This window comes from Cryobacterium arcticum (assembly GCF_003185895.1).
Classification (GTDB): Bacteria; Actinomycetota; Actinomycetes; order Actinomycetales; family Microbacteriaceae; genus Cryobacterium; species Cryobacterium arcticum.
Map to the genome: position 1 here is coordinate 93,199 of NZ_QHLY01000008.1, position 15,003 is coordinate 108,201.

Genomic DNA, 15,003 nt, shown 5'->3' on the forward strand with positions numbered 1-15,003 from the left:
CTAGCGGTGTCGCACCGCGATGCCCGGATAGTCGAGGATGAGGCCGGCCGCGTCGAAGGTGAGCTCACAGGCGACGTCGAAGGTCGTCGACTCGTAGTCGAATCGCACGCCATCCGGGCCGGCGCTGGTGAGCGTGTACCGCTGCTGAATCCGGTGCACGCGCAGATCGTCGGCGCGCACGAACACCGCGGGCGCCTCCACCGGTTCGCCGGGAACGAACTCGACCCGGTGCACGGGCACGGTGTTGGTGACGCTGGACGATTCGAAGTCCACGTCGACGCATCCGTTGAGGTCGGGCCGCAGCAGGCCGTCGACCGCCCACTGGTCATCGGGTAGTCGGCGAATCGACACGCGGCGCTCGCCGGCGATCGTGCTGGCGACCGCCACCACCTGCCGGGTGTGCCAGCGTGGATCGAGGTCGATGCGGTACCCCACCGACCAGGCGGTGTGCCCCTCGAGGGCAGTCGTGCTGCCCCGAAGCCGGCACCCACCGGCCCGGGCGTCGGTGAACAGCACCTCGTATCCGGTACGTACCCCGATGTGCTGCCAGGTCGCCAGCCGGGGTAGATCGTTCAGCTTCATGCGCCGACCATAGAACGGCCGCGCAGGAAAAGCACTTCGCCGGCGCTGTCGTGAGATCCAGGCGCTGTCGCGAGATCCCGGCGAACCAGACGCCCGGCGGCGGGAGACCCGGTGGCCCCTCTACAATTTCTATATGTCCAAGGTCTTGAGTAGTCTCCCCGTCGGTGAACGAGTCGGCATCGCTTTCTCCGGAGGGCTCGACACGTCGTGCGCCGTGGCCTGGATGCGGGAGAAGGGCGCGGTGCCCTGCACGTACACCGCCGACATCGGCCAGTACGACGAGCCCGACATCGACTCCGTCGCCGCCCGCGCCACCCAGTACGGTGCCGAGATCGCCCGCCTGGTAGACGCCAAGGGTGCGCTGGTCGAGGAAGGCCTCAACGCGCTGCAGTGCGGTGCGTTCCACATCCGCTCCGGCGGCAAGACCTACTTCAACACCACCCCGCTCGGCCGCGCCGTCACCGGCACGTTGCTCGTGCGGGCGATGAAGGAAGACGGCGTGGACATCTGGGGCGATGGCTCCACCTACAAGGGCAACGACATCGAGCGGTTCTACCGCTACGGGCTGCTCGCCAACCCGCGTCTGCGGGTTTACAAGCCCTGGCTGGACGCCGACTTCGTGAACGAGCTGGGCGGCCGCACGGAGATGAGCGAATGGCTCGTCGCCCGCGGCTTCCCGTACCGGGACGCCACCGAGAAGGCGTACAGCACCGACGCGAACATCTGGGGCGCCACCCACGAGGCGAAGCTCCTCGAAGAGCTGAGCCACGGCCTGGACCTCATCGAGCCGATCATGGGCGTGGCGGCCTGGCGTGACGACGTCGAGGTGAAGACCGAGACCGTCAGTGTGCGATTCGAGGCCGGCCGGCCCGTCGCGATCAACGGCGTCGAGTTCACCGACCCGGTGGCGCTGGTGCTCGAAGCCAACACCATCGGCGGCCGGCACGGCCTCGGCGTCTCCGACCAGATCGAGAACCGCATCATCGAGGCTAAGAGCCGTGGCATCTACGAGGCCCCCGGAATGGCCCTGCTGCACATCGCCTACGAGCGTCTGCTCAACGCCATCCACAACGAAGACACCGTCGCGAACTACCACGCAGAGGGCCGCAAGCTCGGTCGCCTGATGTACGAGGGCCGCTGGCTCGACCCGCAGGCGCTGATGCTGCGCGAGTCCCTGCAGCGCTGGGTCGGCTCCGCCGTCACCGGCGAGGTCACCCTGCGACTGCGTCGCGGTGACGACTACACGATCCTCGACACCACCGGCCCGTCGCTGAGCTACCACCCCGGCAAGCTGTCCATGGAACGCGTGGGCGACTCTGCCTTCGGTCCCGGCGACCGCATCGGGCAGCTCACCATGCGCAACCTCGACATCGCGGACTCGCGTGCCCGCCTCGAGCAGTACGCCGCAGCCGGCATCATCGGCGGAGCCACGGCCGACCTTGTCGGCGAACTCGAATCTGGCGAGGCCAGTGAGATCCTCGACCGCACCGGAGCGCACGACGACACGGCGGATGCCCTCGAGCGGGCCACCGATGCGGTCTCCGAGAGCGCCGCGTTCGACGCGGGCACCGACTAGCCGGCAGCTCCTCGGGGCCGACTGCTCAGCGGTCGGCGCCGGGCGCGACGGTGACGCCGTCGCGGTGGCCGGCGATCTCGCCGTCGGGGATGGCGTCCGATAGGCGATGCCGGTCATCAACGGTGAGGACGACGTCGACCGAGCCGATGTTCTCGTCGAGCCGGCCACGGCTGCGGGTGCCCGGAATCGGCACCGCGCCCTCGGCTAGCAGCCAGGCCAGTGCGATCTGGGCGGCAGACACGCCCTTCTCGGTCGCCAGGGTGTGCACCCTGTCGACGAGGGCCAGGTTGGCGGCAAAAGCCGCGGGCTGGAACCGGGGGAGGCCGCGCCTCGCGTCGTCAGGGGCGAGGTCGTCGAGGGAACGGATGCCGCCGGTGAGCACGCCGCGCCCCAGCGGGGAGAACGCGACCAGTCCGATGCCGAGTTCGTCCAACACGGCCTTCTCGCCGTTCTGCAACACGTCGCGGGAGAACAGCGAGAACTCAGACTGCACCGCGGCCAGCGGATGCACGGCGTGCGCCCGGCGGATCGTCGCGGCCGACGCCTCCGACAAACCGATGTGACGCACCTTCCCTTCCCGCACGAGTTCGGACATGGCGCCCACGCTGTCTTCGATCGGTACGGCGGGGTCGACCCGGTGCAGGTAGTACAGGTCGATGACGTCGGTGCCCAAATGCCGCAGTGAACGTTCCGCCGCCCTGCGGATGTAGGCCGGGGTGCCGTTCCGGCCGTGTACGGTGCCGTCATCGTCGGTCTCGGTGGACGCCTTGGTGGCCAGGGTCACCTCGTGCCGCCGAGCGCCGAGCGCGCGGTGGATGAGCTTCTCGTTCTCGAACGGGCCGTAGGCCTCTGCGGTGTCGATGAAGGTGACACCGTTGTCGACGGCGTGGCGCAGGGTCGCGATCGACTCAGCCTCGTCACTCGGTCCGTAGTAGGCGCTCATGCCCATCGCGCCGAAGCCGATCGGCGAGACCTGCAGCCCGTCGCCCAGTGTGGTCAGTTCCATGTGGTTCGTTCTCCTTCGACCACGACCTGTCGGTACGCGGCGATCTTCCGGTCGATGGCGGCTAAATGACGGGTGGTGCGCTCGAGTTGCTCCACCACCCGGAGCCGATGCTCTTCGAACAGCGCCAGACGTTCCGCCTCGGTGCCGTCGCGGCGGCTCACGTCGGCGATCACCCGGATGTCGGCGATCGACATGCCGGTCTCGCGCAGCATCACCAGCCCGGTGATCCAGGCCAGGTCGTTCGCGCGATATCGACGCCGCCCTCCGCCGTCGCGGTGCCGGATCGAGAAGCAAGCCGACCCGTTCGTAGTAACGCAGCGCCTCGATCCCGACACCGGTGAGCCGGGCGGCTTCGCCGATCGGAACACCGCTGTCGGGCACGTCGGCGTGGAGGGAGGGGAGGAGTAATTCAGCCATGTCACCATCCTGCAACCTGGAGTGCGCTACAGGTCAAGACGGTGGCCGCGATCGTTCGCCCGCTGTCGGGCAGCGCCATAATGGCGCATGGTGATTAACCGCGGCTACGACCGACTCGTCAATCTCAGCGACGCTGTCATCGCGATCGCGGTCACCCTGCTGATCCTGCCGCTGGTGGATGCCGCCGGCGACATCGGCGAGCGGTCGGCGGCCCAATTCCTGGCCGACAACGCCGAGCAGCTGTTTCTCTTCGTGCTCAGTTTTGTGGTCATCGCAAACTTCTGGCTGATTCACCACAGGCTGTACCGGGCGATCGACGGCTACACGATCCCCCTGGTCTGGGCGAATTTCCTCTGGTTGCTCACGATTGTCTTCCTGCCGTTTCCCACCGAGCTGCTCGGGCAGTCGTCCAACTCCGACCCGGTCGTCGCGGCGCTCTACATCGGCACCATGGCGGTGAACACCTATTCCGGCTTCGTTCAGCAGTTGATCATCGTTCGTACTCCAGAGCTGCAGCTCGAAGACACCCGCGGGTCTGTTCGCCTCATGCCCGCGCTCGTGCCCTCCGCGCTGATGACCCTGGCCCTGGTGCTGGCGCTCCTTGTGCCGGGCCTGGGTTTGTGGGCGCTGCTGGTTCTGGTGCCGTCCGGGTTGATCACGCGAGTGCTGGCGCGCCGAGGCGCCGCCTCGGCTCGGGGCGGCGGATCAGGCGGGTAGCAGGGCGGCGATGGCGCTGACCTCGATAAGCGCGCCGGGAACACCCAGGCCGGCGACTCTGGCTGCAATGACGAGCGGCGGTGCTCCGCCAGTGGCCAGTCGCGGCGCGATGGCACCGTAGGCCGCTCCAAGGTCGGCTTCCGCGGCGATGAGCACGGTCCACTGCACCACGTCGGCCAGGGAAGCCCCGGCCGCGTCCAATGCAATGACGGCGTTGTCGATGGCCCGCACCGACTGCTCGGCGACATCGGTCGAGACGACCGTGCCGGAGGCGTCGACGCCGTTCTGCCCGCCGAGGTAGATGGTCGTGGCTCCGGCGGGAACGATCGCGACGTGGCTGAAGGCGGGGCTGGCAAAAAGCCCGTCAGGTTGCAGGCGGCTGATTTCCATGGTCATTCCCTCGACTCTGGCTCCGATTCCGGAGCGGTTGTTGGGAGTCAACCTACGCCGAGAACGGGGCGGGGAGGGGCTGCGAGTCGGCGGCCGCAGAGGGCGCACAGCCGGGCGAAAGCAAACGCTGGGTGAACTCGCAGGAAAATAACGATCCGATAACTGGCGCTCCGTTATCCGTTCGTTATATATTCGTAGTGCATCAACCGTTTGCTGTGGCGGGAGATGCGAATGTGATTGCAGGACACTCTTGGTGCAAGGGAAGAGGGTCGGTCGTTTGCCTCTACGACCGGCCCTCAATCACGTTAACGGCCGGTGAGGCCAGCTCTGCCGCGACCAGCGAGACGGTGCGTTCGCGAGGTCGAGTCACGGGGTCTCGACAAGCTCGACCAGCGAGCGGGTCGACCAGCGGGACTGCCTAGAAGCGGTCGGGGCTGGGGGTGCTTGCCTGGCGGATCGACACGTCGGCGTGACGGTCGAAGCGGTATCCGACGCCGCGCACGGTGCGCACGATGTCCTCGTAACGGCCGAGCTTGGAGCGCAGGCGACGAACGTGCACGTCGATGGTGCGCTCGTTGGGAGCATCTTCTTCGCTGTCGGCATCCCACAGCTTGGAGATGAGCTCGGCGCGCTCGATGGTGCGGCCTTCGCGCAGCACCAGGTACTGCAGCAGCTCGAACTCCTTGTAGGTGAGCGCGGCGGTCTCGTTGTCGAGGATCACGCGCTTGCGGGAGATGTCCACCACCACGCCGCCGGGCGCACGGTCGGCGTCTTCGGGGGTGTTGCGGTGTTTGGCGAGTGCGGCCGGGTCCTGCAGGGCCAGGCGCACCACGTCGACGTCACGCCCACCGGCGCCCTCGGGTGCCAGTGCGACGGCGGCGTGGGTCTCGGCCGACGGCGCGATCGCCTGGGTGAGCTTCTTGAGCTCTTCGACGATGCGGTGCAGGCTCGTGCCGGCCGCTGCGGCCTTCGCCTCGTCGATGCCCACGTAGAGCACGAAGCCGCGGGCCTGGGTGCCGTCGGGCACGGCGCGGATCCGCGGTGCGGCCGGAGTCGGTGCCGGCGCCAGGGTGAGCTCGGGTCGGTAGTTCTGGATGGAACGGGCGGAGTCGATGTGTGCGAGTGACATGGCAGAAATCCTTGGATGTGATGATGCGAAAGACCCGGCGCGTCCGCGCTCGTGGGTTCAAGAAAGGGCGGCCGGAGAGGCCGGTGATGCGGGCGAACTCAGAAGCTGAGTGCCTGGGAGGCGATCAACCGCGAGAGGTGCGGTTCTTCAGCGGCTGCAGGAGAGCGGGTGAAGGTCGATCGGCTCGGCGAGGGTGTCGTGGGTTAGCGGCACATTCGGCAACACGCCATCACGCTGCCGGGCATCATCATGCCGGCAGTCCCCAGGGCCTCGAGGGAGGTCGGGATGCGTGTGGTGGAAGTCATAAATGCGAGTAAAGCCGACTGTGACGAGTTGTGTCAATTCCATGACGCCAGATGGCGCCAGATGTCATGCATCACGTTCACCGGCGTTGGGTGAAATCGTAGGATCCCGCACAGAAGGGGATTCGATCAAAGAAAGCGCGCCGAAAACGAACTATTTCAAAGTTCGATGAATATTTCTGCCGACCGCGCGCCGGTCGTCGCAGGATCTGCGGGCGTGCGGGCGCGCCGAATGTGACGACGCCCGCGGTGTGCCCGCCGGTGCGTTTAGACCAGGCCGTAGAGGCGGTCGCCGGCGTCGCCGAGGCCGGGAATGATGTAGCCGTGTTCGTTGAGGCGCTCATCGACGGCGCCGAGCACGATGGTGACCTCGCGGCCCGCCAGCGCGGCTTCAACGGCAGCGAGGCCCTCCGGCGCGGCCAGGATGCAGATCGCGGTGACATCTACCGCGCCGCGGTCGAAGAGGAACTCGATGGCGGCGATGAGCGAGCCGCCGGTTGCGAGCATCGGGTCGAGAACAAAACACTGCCGGTCGGACAGGTCGTCGGGCAGGCGCTCCGCGTAAGTGGTGGGCTGCAGGGTCTCTTCATTGCGGGCCATGCCCAGGAAGCCGACCTCGGCGGTGGGGAGCAGCTTGACCATGCCCTCGAGCATGCCGAGTCCGGCGCGCAGGATGGGTACCACCAACGGCTTCGGGTCGCTGATCTTCACGCCGCGGGCGATGGCCACCGGTGTCTGCACAGTGACCTCTTCGACGCGGACGCCGCGGGTGCCCTCGTAGGCCAGCAGCGTCATCAGTTCTTCCACCAGCGCCCGGAACATCGGGGACGAGGTGCTCTGGTCACGCAACACCGTGAGCTTGTGGGTGATGAGCGGATGGTCGGCTACGTGGACTCGCATAGGCTCAATCTACTAGCTCACGCGGGCATCCGGCTCTAGCGGGGCGGCCAGGAAGCGGTGGTGTGGTGCGGCACAGCGACGAACACTCCGCCTGGATGCGCCTGGCCCTGCAGGAGGCGCACGGTGCGCTGGCCAGTGGTGATGTCCCGGTGGGCGCCGTCGTGCTCGACGCCGACGGAACGGTGATCGGCCGGGGCCGCAACGAACGCGAGCTGCATCAGGACCCCACCCTGCACGCCGAGGTGGTGGCCATCCGCCAGGCCGCGGCGCATACCGGCGACTGGCACCTCACCGGCTGCACGCTCGTGGTGACCCTGGAGCCCTGCGTGATGTGCGCCGGGGCGATCGTGGCTGCCCGGGTGCCGGTGGTGGTCTTCGGAGCCTGGGACGAGAAGGCCGGCGCCGCGGGGTCGCTCTACGACGTGCTGCGCGACCGACGGCTCAACCACCGGGTGGAGGTCATCTCCGGAGTGCTGGAAGCCGAGTGCGGCCGGCTGCTCAGGGAGTTCTTCGAGGATCCCCGGCGTCGCCCGGCAGGCCCGACAGCCATTCACTGAACAGCGCCCTGGACGCCACCTGCATGGCGGCGGAGTGTTCGGCCCGGTCGCGGCGCAGGGCATCCGGGTCCAGACCCTCTGCGAGCACCTCATCGGTGGAGGAGGCCAGCCAGGTCTCGTGCATCTCCGCGGTCAGCTCCAGGTGGAACTGCACCGCGAGAGCCCAGTCGCCGATGGCGAACGCCTCGTTGCCGTAGGCCTCCGACCCGGCCAGTCGGGTTGTGCCCGCCGGCAGGTCGAACGTGTCACTGTGCCACTGCATCATCGGGATACCGCGCACGTGACGCAGCGGTGAGTCCTGCCCGGCTTCGGTGGGTTCCACCCCTCGGTAGCCGATCTCATTGGTGGGGCCGCGATACACCGGAGAGCCCAGGGCGCTGGCCATCAGCTGCGCGCCCAGGCAGACGCCGAACACCGGGCGCTCGGCCGCGAGCCGATCGCTGATCAGGCCGACCTCCTCGGCGAGCACGGGGAAGTGCTCGGTCTCGTAGGCACCCATGTCGCCGCCGAGCACGACCAGTAGGTCGGCTGCCGCCGGGTCGATGCCCTGCACGCCGTCGGCGCCGAGGGTGTCGACATAGCTCACCGTGTAGCCGTGCTCGACCAGCACCTGCTCGAGGTTGCCGAGGTGGATCTCGTCGGCGTGCCGGAGCACGAGGGCGACGCGGGTCATGCGGTCACGCTCACTCTCGTCCCTTGATGAAGATCGCATCCGTGGGCGGGTTGGCGCTGGCCGGGTCGATGTACACGTCGGGTTCCAGGTAGATCACCCGGGCGCTGGGCACGGCTTCGCGCACGCGGGCTTCGATGGCGTCGATTCCGGCGGCCACGTCGGCGAACCGCTGGCCGGAGTCGAAGGACAACTTGGCGGCGACGAGCAGTTCGTCCGGGCCGAGGTAGAGGGTCTTGAGGTGGATCAGGTTGCGGGTTTCCGGCCCGGCCAGGATCGCTGCCTTGATGGCGTCGACATCCTTGACATTGGCGCCCTCGCCCACCAGCAGGCTCTTCGTCTCGATGCCCAGCACGATGGCGACCAACACCAGCAGCACGCCGATCGCGAGGGTGCCGATGGCGTCCCAGGTGGCGTCTCCGGTAATCACCGTGAGGCCGACGCCGAACAGGGCCAATACCAGTCCGGTCAGGGCGGCGACGTCTTCGAGCAGCACCACGGGAAGCTCCGGGGCCTTGGCGTGCCGGATGAACTTCACCCAACTTTCGCCGTTGCGGGTGTGGTTCGATTCCTTCACCGCGGTGCGCAGCGAGAAGGACTCCAGCCCGATGGCGATGACGAGCACCAGAATCGGCAGCCAGGCGTTTTCGAGTTCGTGCGGGTGCTGCAGCTTCTCGATGCCCTCATAGATCGAGAACACCCCGCCGACCGAGAACAGGATGATCGACACCACGAAGGCGTACACGTAGCGTTCCCGGCCGTAGCCGAACGGATGGTCGGTGTCGGCGGCCTTCTTCGACTTGCGTCCGCCGATCAGCAGCAGCACCTGGTTGCCGGAGTCGGCGAGGGAGTGCACCCCCTCGGCGAGCATCGACGACGACCCGGAAACGAACCAGGCGATGAACTTGGTGATCGCGATACCGAGGTTGGCGAGCAGCGCCGCCACAATCGCCTTGTTTCCGCCAGATGCACTCATGCGACCAATCCTAGGACGGTCTGCCTTCCCGGCAGGCCAGGATTTTCCGGGAGCGGACGGGGCGAAAACTACACTGGGAGCATGACTTCGACCGCGCCCGTCACCCTGCCCACAATCGCCTTCCTCGGCGCCGGATCGATGGCCAGGGCCGTTCTGGCCGGGCTGCTGAAGCCGGGTGTGACCGTGGACGGCGGCATCCGCGCCACCAACCGCTCGGTGGCCAAGGCCGCCGAACTGGCCGACACCGACGGCGTCACCGCGTGGGCCACCGAAACCGAACCGAACGCCAACCGGCTGGCCGTCACCGGAGCCGCCGTGGTGATCGTCGCCGTGAAGCCCGCCATGGTGCCCGACCTGCTGCGCGAGATCGCCGACAGCCTCGCTCCCGGCACCCTGGTGCTGAGCGTGGCCGCCGGAGTGACCGTGGCCACCTTCGAATCGCTGCTGCCCGAGAACGTGGCCGTGATCCGGTCGATGCCGAACACGCCGGCCGTGGTGGGCATGGCCGTCACCGGGCTGAGCGCAGGCACCCGGTCGACCGACGCTCAGATGCAGCTCGCCACCGCACTGTTCGAGACCGTCGGAGAGGTGCTGGTGGTGCCGGAGGCCAAGCTCGACGCGCTGAGCACGATCTCGGGGTCCGGTCCGGCCTACGTGTTCTACCTGATCGAGCAGCTCACCCTGACCGCCATTGACAAGGGGTTCACCCCCGCAGAGGCGGCCACCATGGTCAACGGCACGTTCCTCGGCGCGAGCGCCCTGCTCGCGGTCTCCGACCTCACCCCGAGTGAGCTGCGCCGACAGGTGACCAGCCCGAAGGGCACCACCGAGCGGGCGGTGCAGCAGCTGGAGACCGGCGACCTCAAGGGCCTGTTCGACCGGGCGACGGATGCCGCGCTCGCCCGGGCGCGTGAACTCGCCGCGTCCTAACCTGCGCCGCCGCCATCGCTGGTCGAGCTTGTCGAGACCCCGTGACGTGCTCGCGCAACGTGCCCGGCGTGCCCGTCAGGAACCGAGAGCAGCGAACCGTTCGATGTCACCCTCGGTGCCGGCCACGATGATCAGGTCGTGGTCGGAGACGACGGTCTCCGCCGTGGCGTAGGAGAACGGCCGGCCCGGGCTCTTCACGCCCACCACGGTCACGTGGTGCTTGGTGCGCACCCCGGATTCGGTAAGGTTCAGCCCGCGGATCGGCTTGGGCGGGTACATCTTGACCAGGGCGAAGTCGTCGTCGAACTCGATGAAGTCCAGCATCCGCCCGGAAACGAGGTGGGCGACACGCTCACCGGAATCGGCCTCCGGATAGATGACGTGGTTCGCGCCGATGCGCTCGAGGATCTTGCCGTGGGTCTGCGAAATGGCCTTGGCCCAGATCTGCGGAATCTTGAGGTCGACGAGGTTCGCGACGATCAGCACGCTCGCCTCGACCGAGGATCCGACGGCGCAGACGGCGACCGAGAAGTCCTGGGCACCGATTTGGCGCAGCGCGTCGATGGACTTGGCGTCGGCCTGCACGGCATGGGTGATGCGCTCGGACCACTTCTGCACCAGGGCTTCGCTGCTGTCGACCGCGAGCACTTCGCGGCCCAGTCGGTCCAGCTTGCCGGCGGTCGCCGCGCCGAAGCGGCCCAGGCCGATGATGAGCACGGGAGCGTCGTGCTTGATCCGGTCAACCAACGATGGGCCTTTCTTCGGGGCGTTTGAACAACTGTCTGCTCTGGCTCGCTGCCAGCGCCGCCGCGAGAGTCACTGTACCAACCCGGCCCATGAACATGGTTGCCGCCAGAACGTACACGCCCTCCGGTGGCAGCTCGGCCGTCAACCCGGTGGAGAGCCCCACCGTGGCGAACGCCGAGATCACGTCGAACAGCACCAGATCCAGGGATGCCTTGGAGATGTGCAGGATGAGGATGCTCGAGACGGCGACCGTGGTGGCACCCCAGAGCACCACGCTGACGGCCAGGCGCAGGATGTCGCTGGGGATGCGCCGGCCGAACGCCTCCATCTGCTCCTTGCCCTGGGCTTCGGCGAACGCGGCCAGGAACAGCACGGCCAGGGTGGTGACCTTGATACCGCCGGCGGTGGAGGCCGAGCCGCCACCGATGAACATCAGCATGTCGCTGAGCAGCAGGCTGGAGCCGTGCAGGTCGGCGATGTCGATGGTGGCGAAACCACCCGACCTGGTCATCACCGACATGAAGAGGGACTGGAAGATCGTGTCGCCGGCGTTCAACGATCCGAAGGTCTTCGGGTTGTCGAACTCCAGAATGATGTAGAAGATCATGCCCACGATCATCAGCAGCGTGGTCGTCCACAGGGTGAGCTTCACGTGCACGGACCAGCGCCGGGGCGTGCGCCAGCTGCGGGCGAACGTCATCAGCACCGGGAAGCCGAGGCTGCCCAGGAAGACGCCCACCATGAGGGCGCCGAGGAACCAGTAGTCGTTGGCGAACTGATCGATGCCGGCGGCGTTCGGGCTGAACCCGGTGTTGGTGAACGCCATCGCGGCGTAGTAGATGCTCTGCCAGAGCGCTTCGCCGGTGGGCACGCCGTCGATCAGCATCCGTGGGAACAACAGCGCGGTGACGGCCGCTTCGATGGCCAGGGTGCTGATCGCGACCGTGAGCAGCAGGCTGCCGACCTCGCCCAGGCGCACGGCCTGACCTTCGTTGACCGGGCCCATGTGGATGCGGGACGGGTTGGAGTCGCTGGCCGCCATGAGCTTGGCGCGCAGCCCCAGACGGCGGGAGATGACCAGGCCCATCAGGGAGGCCAGGGTCAGCACACCGACACCGCCGATATTCACGCCGATGACCACGAGCACGTTCCCGAACGGGGACCAGTGCGTGGCCATGTCGACGGTGCTGAGGCCGGTGACGCAGATCACCGACACCGCGGTGAAAACCGCGTCGTGCAGCGGGGTCTCGGTGTCGCCGGCCGACGCGATCGGCAGCGAGAACAAGAGGGTGAAGAGCAGGATCAAGGCGGTGAACACGAGCAAGGCGAACCTGGACGGTGACTTGCGCACCAGACCGTCCACGGAGTCACGGATCCGGCCATACCAAGTGTCCGAATGGTGCGTGAATCGCACGTTGGGGGCCTGCGTTTTCACTCGATTCCCCGCGCCTCGCCTGTGGTCACTGACAAGTTGTCATAGTACCCGCACCGGGAATGACTAGCCTTGGGGCATGGCAGACATCTTTGGCGTGGTGGCGGACTCGACCCGACGCGATATCTTACGCATTCTCCTGGAGCGCTACAACCAGTCCAGCGCCGCGCGGGGAGAGCTGAGCGTCTCCGACATCGTCAGCTCCCTCGGGCTGAGCCAGCCCACGGTGTCCAAGCACCTCAAGGTGCTGCGGGAGGCCGGGCTGGTGGGTGTGCGCGAAGAAGGCCAGCACCGGTACTACCACCTCGACTACGCACCGCTCGAGGAAATCGAGGACTGGTTGATCCCGTTCCTCAGCATCGACGTCGACACGACGCTGGCGGGTGCCGGCGACGAGACCGAGGTCCTCAAGGACGAGCAGCGGGCCTTCGCCGCTGCGATCGGTAAGGCTTTCGCCGACACATCGTTCCAGGTGTCGAACGTGGTCAAGGACTCCGGCGTGAAGAAGAGCGTCAAGAAGTGGCGCAAGAACGACTAGCGGGCATCGGGCGTTCGCTCTAGAGTTGCGGCACACTCACCGGCCGAGCCTTGAGGGAGCCGCCCATGTCCAGCGAACTCCCGGTCGCGCGTTTTGACGACTTGCGGTTTCTGACCGTTGCCGAAGTGGCCGACCTCATGCGCGTCTCCCGCATGACGGTCTACCGGCTCGTGCACGCCGGTGAACTGCCCGCCGTGCGGTTCGGACGCTCGTTCCGGGTGCCCGAAGAAGCGGTCCTCAGGGCCATCGAGCCCCCAGTTCCGGGCAGTGCGTAGGACAGGACTTTCTTTATCCGTTAGAATGGGGTTTTCGTGTCGGTCGCGAATCCCGCGGCTTAACCAAAACTTTGTGAGGTCCGTGTGGGTTCTGTAATCAAGAAGCGACGCAAGCGTATGGCGAAGAAGAAGCACCGCAAGCTGCTTCGCAAGACTCGCCACCAGCGTCGTAATAAGAAGTAGACGGTCCAGACCGTTTTTTGAGCTGAGCGCTAGGTCTTGCGACCTAGCGCTTTTTGCTTGCGCCGGCAGCCTTGAGCTGTGCCACCTTCATGCGCATGATGGGCCAGCCGCGCGCCAATGCATAGCGGCGCAGGGTTGCATCCGGATTCACCGCGACAGCATGCCCGACCAGTTCGAGCAGCGGAATGTCGTTGTGCGAATCGGAGTAGGCCCAGCACTCGGCCAGGTCGATGCCGCGCGCCTCGGCGAGGCCGCGGGCCACATCGGCCTTGCGGTCGCCGTGGCAGATCCCGTCGACCAGCTGACCCGTGAAGATGCCGTCGACGGTGTCGAGTACGGTTCCGAGAGCACCGGTGAGGTCCAGACGTTCTGCGATCACGTCGGCGACCTCCTGGGCCGTCGCCGACACCAGCCAGACCTCGCGCCCCGCCTTCAGATGGGCGCGCGCCACTGCGACGGTTTCCGGCCACAGCCGGTGCACCAGCCTGCTGTCGAAGATCTCGTGGCTGAGCGAGACGAGTTCGTCGCGGGTGTGCCCGATGATGATCTCCATCGCGCGGGCGCGCAGCCGCGCGATGTTGATACCGTTCTCGCCGACCGCGAGGAACTTGGTTTGCTTCCAGCCGAACGACAGGATGTCGGCGAGGGAGATGAACTGCCGCCGCCAGGCGCCGACGCCCACGTGGTACAGGCTCGCTCCGCGGAGGAGCGTGTTGTCAACGTCGAAGAACGCTATTGCGCGGGGGCCGGGTTCTTCGGTCATTTGGCTCGAGTCTACTGGCGGCGCTCCTCTGGCCGCGGCCTAGGCTGGTGTCATGTCCACCGCGCATCTGACCCTGATCGGCAAGCCGGGCTGCCACCTCTGTGACGACGCCAGGGCGGTGGTGACGACGGTGCTGAACGATCTCGCCGCCGAGTCCGGTGCGCCCGTGCTCGTGCTGGAGGAGAAATCGATCCTCGACGACCCTGAGCTACACGATCTCTATGTCGAAGACATCCCGGTTTTGCTCATCAACGGTCTGGTGCACAACTATTGGCGCATCGATCCCGTGCGCCTGCACACCGCACTCCTGGAGGTTCGATGACCATTCTGCACATTGTCTCGTGGAAGCTCGCGGCGACGGACCCCGCCGAGAAGGCCGCGCACGCCGCCGAGATCGCGGCTCGTCTCGGTGCCCTCGTCGGCGTGATCGATGACATCCAGACCCTGCGGGTCGGCCCCGACGTGGTCGGCGGCGCCAATTGGGACATCGCCCTCGTCGCCGAGTACGAAGACGAGGCGGCCCTCTCCCGCTACCAGGTGCACCCCGCTCACGTGGAGGCGGCCGGCTACGTGAAGTCGGTCGTGGCCGAGCGGATGGCCGTGGACCTCGTCGTCTAGCCCCAATCCCCCCCGTACCCGTCGCATCCATGCTCGCGAAAGCGGTCCTGTGGTTGCTTCCCGCGGTTGAGGTGACCGTTTGCCCGCTTTCGCGGGAGATGCCTCTCGCGAGAGCGGTGGTGTGGTTGCTTCCAGCGGTTGAGGTGACCGCTTGCCCGCTTTGGTGAGCTAGGGGATGCGTTGCCGCGGGCGCGCGAAAAACGGCCGAGCGTCTGCTCGGCCGTTTTTCGTGTGTGTTGCTGGGTGTTACTTGGTGTTGACGGTGATGGTGGCGATGCCGACGAGGAGCTGGTCG

At 66.9% G+C, this 15,003-nt stretch carries 20 protein-coding genes and 1 pseudogene; 9 read left to right on the forward strand and 12 right to left on the reverse strand.

Going from position 1 to position 15,003, the window contains the following annotated elements:
- Complete coding sequence (locus tag CTB96_RS08020; protein WP_110126405.1) at positions 1-582, reverse strand: putative glycolipid-binding domain-containing protein; 582 nt, start codon at positions 580-582, stop codon at positions 1-3.
- A gap of 133 nt (positions 583-715) precedes the next feature.
- Here CTB96_RS08020 and argG point away from each other — a divergent pair, with 133 nt between their 5' ends.
- Positions 716-2,158 (forward strand): argininosuccinate synthase, encoded by a 1,443-nt coding sequence (gene argG, locus CTB96_RS08025; protein ID WP_110126406.1) that lies wholly within the window; start codon positions 716-718, stop codon positions 2,156-2,158.
- Positions 2,159-2,183: 25 nt separating this feature from the next.
- On the opposite strand, the gene CTB96_RS08030 is transcribed toward argG, so the two are convergent.
- The 3 genes and pseudogenes from CTB96_RS08030 to CTB96_RS21010 all read right to left on the reverse strand — a co-directional run.
- Positions 2,184-3,164 (reverse strand): aldo/keto reductase, encoded by a 981-nt coding sequence (locus CTB96_RS08030; RefSeq protein WP_110126407.1) that lies wholly within the window; start codon positions 3,162-3,164, stop codon positions 2,184-2,186.
- Positions 3,155-3,499 (reverse strand): MerR family transcriptional regulator, encoded by a 345-nt coding sequence (locus CTB96_RS08035; protein WP_427846475.1) that lies wholly within the window; start codon positions 3,497-3,499, stop codon positions 3,155-3,157. The genes CTB96_RS08030 and CTB96_RS08035 overlap by 10 nt, the downstream gene beginning before the upstream one ends.
- Positions 3,474-3,581, reverse strand: a pseudogene (locus CTB96_RS21010) (MerR family transcriptional regulator); the annotation flags it as partial. The pseudogene CTB96_RS21010 and the gene CTB96_RS08035, both read right to left, overlap by 26 nt.
- Before the next feature lie 87 nt (positions 3,582-3,668).
- On the opposite strand from CTB96_RS21010, the gene CTB96_RS08040 reads away from it, so the two are divergent.
- Entirely contained in the window at positions 3,669-4,298 is a 630-nt protein-coding gene (locus tag CTB96_RS08040) for a TMEM175 family protein (protein WP_110126408.1), read from the forward strand.
- Here the strand turns inward: CTB96_RS08040 and CTB96_RS08045 are convergent.
- The 3 genes from CTB96_RS08045 to upp all read right to left on the reverse strand — a co-directional run bounded on the left by CTB96_RS08045 (position 4,287) and on the right by upp (position 7,019).
- Positions 4,287-4,688: a RidA family protein gene (locus CTB96_RS08045; RefSeq protein WP_110126432.1), complete on the reverse strand. Its 402-nt coding sequence runs from the start codon at positions 4,686-4,688 to the stop codon at positions 4,287-4,289. The two genes, CTB96_RS08040 and CTB96_RS08045, sit on opposite strands and share 12 nt — an antisense overlap.
- 418 nt (positions 4,689-5,106) lie before the next feature.
- The gene (locus CTB96_RS08050) at positions 5,107-5,817 is read right to left on the reverse strand and encodes a winged helix-turn-helix domain-containing protein (RefSeq protein ID WP_110126409.1); all 711 of its coding nucleotides are present in this window, start codon (positions 5,815-5,817) and stop codon (positions 5,107-5,109) included.
- Between the two features lie 569 nt (positions 5,818-6,386).
- Positions 6,387-7,019: a uracil phosphoribosyltransferase gene (gene upp / locus CTB96_RS08055; protein WP_110126410.1), complete on the reverse strand. Its 633-nt coding sequence runs from the start codon at positions 7,017-7,019 to the stop codon at positions 6,387-6,389.
- Between the two features lie 62 nt (positions 7,020-7,081).
- On the opposite strand from upp, the gene tadA reads away from it, so the two are divergent.
- On the forward strand, positions 7,082-7,576 hold the full coding sequence (tadA, locus tag CTB96_RS08060) for a tRNA adenosine(34) deaminase TadA (RefSeq protein ID WP_282433123.1): 495 nt from the start codon (positions 7,082-7,084) through the stop codon (positions 7,574-7,576).
- Here tadA and CTB96_RS08065 read toward each other — a convergent pair.
- Positions 7,518-8,249, reverse strand: coding sequence for a glutamine amidotransferase (locus tag CTB96_RS08065; protein ID WP_110126411.1), 732 nt, complete (start codon positions 8,247-8,249; stop codon positions 7,518-7,520). The genes tadA and CTB96_RS08065 overlap by 59 nt on opposite strands.
- Positions 8,250-8,259: 10 nt before the next feature.
- The gene (locus tag CTB96_RS08070) at positions 8,260-9,222 is read right to left on the reverse strand and encodes a cation diffusion facilitator family transporter (protein WP_110126412.1); all 963 of its coding nucleotides are present in this window, start codon (positions 9,220-9,222) and stop codon (positions 8,260-8,262) included.
- An 81-nt stretch (positions 9,223-9,303) separates the two neighbouring features.
- Between CTB96_RS08070 and proC the strand changes: the two genes are divergently transcribed.
- Positions 9,304-10,152 carry a pyrroline-5-carboxylate reductase gene (gene proC / locus CTB96_RS08075; RefSeq protein ID WP_110126413.1) on the forward strand — a complete coding sequence of 283 codons (849 nt, stop codon included), beginning with the start codon at positions 9,304-9,306 and terminating at the stop codon, positions 10,150-10,152.
- A gap of 75 nt (positions 10,153-10,227) precedes the next feature.
- Here proC and CTB96_RS08080 read toward each other — a convergent pair whose 3' ends face one another.
- Both CTB96_RS08080 and CTB96_RS08085 read right to left on the reverse strand, forming a co-directional pair.
- Positions 10,228-10,899, reverse strand: a complete 672-nt coding sequence (locus CTB96_RS08080) for a potassium channel family protein (RefSeq protein ID WP_110126414.1) — start codon at positions 10,897-10,899, stop codon at positions 10,228-10,230.
- Entirely contained in the window at positions 10,892-12,313 is a 1,422-nt protein-coding gene (locus CTB96_RS08085) for a TrkH family potassium uptake protein (protein ID WP_110126415.1), read from the reverse strand. Before CTB96_RS08085 ends, CTB96_RS08080 begins: the two co-directional genes overlap by 8 nt.
- Before the next feature lie 97 nt (positions 12,314-12,410).
- Between CTB96_RS08085 and CTB96_RS08090 the strand changes: the two genes are divergently transcribed.
- The 3 genes from CTB96_RS08090 to CTB96_RS08100 all read left to right on the forward strand — a co-directional run bounded on the left by CTB96_RS08090 (position 12,411) and on the right by CTB96_RS08100 (position 13,327).
- Entirely contained in the window at positions 12,411-12,869 is a 459-nt protein-coding gene (locus CTB96_RS08090; RefSeq protein WP_110126416.1) for an ArsR/SmtB family transcription factor, read from the forward strand.
- Positions 12,870-12,934: 65 nt separating this feature from the next.
- Entirely contained in the window at positions 12,935-13,144 is a 210-nt protein-coding gene (locus CTB96_RS08095; protein WP_110126417.1) for a helix-turn-helix domain-containing protein, read from the forward strand.
- Positions 13,145-13,228: 84 nt separating this feature from the next.
- On the forward strand, positions 13,229-13,327 hold the full coding sequence (locus tag CTB96_RS08100) for a 30S ribosomal protein bS22 (RefSeq protein ID WP_003792170.1): 99 nt from the start codon (positions 13,229-13,231) through the stop codon (positions 13,325-13,327).
- A 43-nt stretch (positions 13,328-13,370) separates the two neighbouring features.
- Here the strand turns inward: CTB96_RS08100 and CTB96_RS08105 are convergent, their stop codons facing one another.
- Positions 13,371-14,090: an HAD family hydrolase gene (locus tag CTB96_RS08105; RefSeq protein ID WP_110126418.1), complete on the reverse strand. Its 720-nt coding sequence runs from the start codon at positions 14,088-14,090 to the stop codon at positions 13,371-13,373.
- A 52-nt stretch (positions 14,091-14,142) separates the two neighbouring features.
- On the opposite strand from CTB96_RS08105, the gene CTB96_RS08110 reads away from it, so the two are divergent.
- Positions 14,143-14,412, forward strand: coding sequence for a glutaredoxin family protein (locus tag CTB96_RS08110; RefSeq protein WP_110126419.1), 270 nt, complete (start codon positions 14,143-14,145; stop codon positions 14,410-14,412).
- On the forward strand, positions 14,409-14,708 hold the full coding sequence (locus tag CTB96_RS08115; protein WP_110126420.1) for a Dabb family protein: 300 nt from the start codon (positions 14,409-14,411) through the stop codon (positions 14,706-14,708). The genes CTB96_RS08110 and CTB96_RS08115 overlap by 4 nt, the downstream gene beginning before the upstream one ends.
- Positions 14,709-15,003 lie beyond the last annotated feature (295 nt).

What these genes read in the sequence shown, in the direction of transcription:
- CTB96_RS08090 (WP_110126416.1), top strand. Translation starts at nt 12,411, where the DNA reads ATGGCAGACATCTTTGGCGTGGTGGCGGACTCGACCCGACGCGATATC.
- CTB96_RS08065 (WP_110126411.1), bottom strand. Translation starts at nt 8,249, where the DNA reads ATGACCCGCGTCGCCCTCGTGCTCCGGCACGCCGACGAGATCCACCTC.
- CTB96_RS08110 (WP_110126419.1), top strand. Translation starts at nt 14,143, where the DNA reads ATGTCCACCGCGCATCTGACCCTGATCGGCAAGCCGGGCTGCCACCTC.
- CTB96_RS08045 (WP_110126432.1), bottom strand. Translation starts at nt 4,688, where the DNA reads ATGGAAATCAGCCGCCTGCAACCTGACGGGCTTTTTGCCAGCCCCGCC.
- CTB96_RS08020 (WP_110126405.1), bottom strand. Translation starts at nt 582, where the DNA reads ATGAAGCTGAACGATCTACCCCGGCTGGCGACCTGGCAGCACATCGGG.
- upp (WP_110126410.1), bottom strand. Translation starts at nt 7,019, where the DNA reads ATGCGAGTCCACGTAGCCGACCATCCGCTCATCACCCACAAGCTCACG.
- CTB96_RS08115 (WP_110126420.1), top strand. Translation starts at nt 14,409, where the DNA reads ATGACCATTCTGCACATTGTCTCGTGGAAGCTCGCGGCGACGGACCCC.
- CTB96_RS08030 (WP_110126407.1), bottom strand. Translation starts at nt 3,164, where the DNA reads ATGGAACTGACCACACTGGGCGACGGGCTGCAGGTCTCGCCGATCGGC.
- argG (WP_110126406.1), top strand. Translation starts at nt 716, where the DNA reads ATGTCCAAGGTCTTGAGTAGTCTCCCCGTCGGTGAACGAGTCGGCATC.
- CTB96_RS08095 (WP_110126417.1), top strand. Translation starts at nt 12,935, where the DNA reads ATGTCCAGCGAACTCCCGGTCGCGCGTTTTGACGACTTGCGGTTTCTG.
- CTB96_RS08040 (WP_110126408.1), top strand. Translation starts at nt 3,669, where the DNA reads ATGGTGATTAACCGCGGCTACGACCGACTCGTCAATCTCAGCGACGCT.
- CTB96_RS08050 (WP_110126409.1), bottom strand. Translation starts at nt 5,817, where the DNA reads ATGTCACTCGCACACATCGACTCCGCCCGTTCCATCCAGAACTACCGA.
- CTB96_RS08070 (WP_110126412.1), bottom strand. Translation starts at nt 9,222, where the DNA reads ATGAGTGCATCTGGCGGAAACAAGGCGATTGTGGCGGCGCTGCTCGCC.
- CTB96_RS08105 (WP_110126418.1), bottom strand. Translation starts at nt 14,090, where the DNA reads ATGACCGAAGAACCCGGCCCCCGCGCAATAGCGTTCTTCGACGTTGAC.
- proC (WP_110126413.1), top strand. Translation starts at nt 9,304, where the DNA reads ATGACTTCGACCGCGCCCGTCACCCTGCCCACAATCGCCTTCCTCGGC.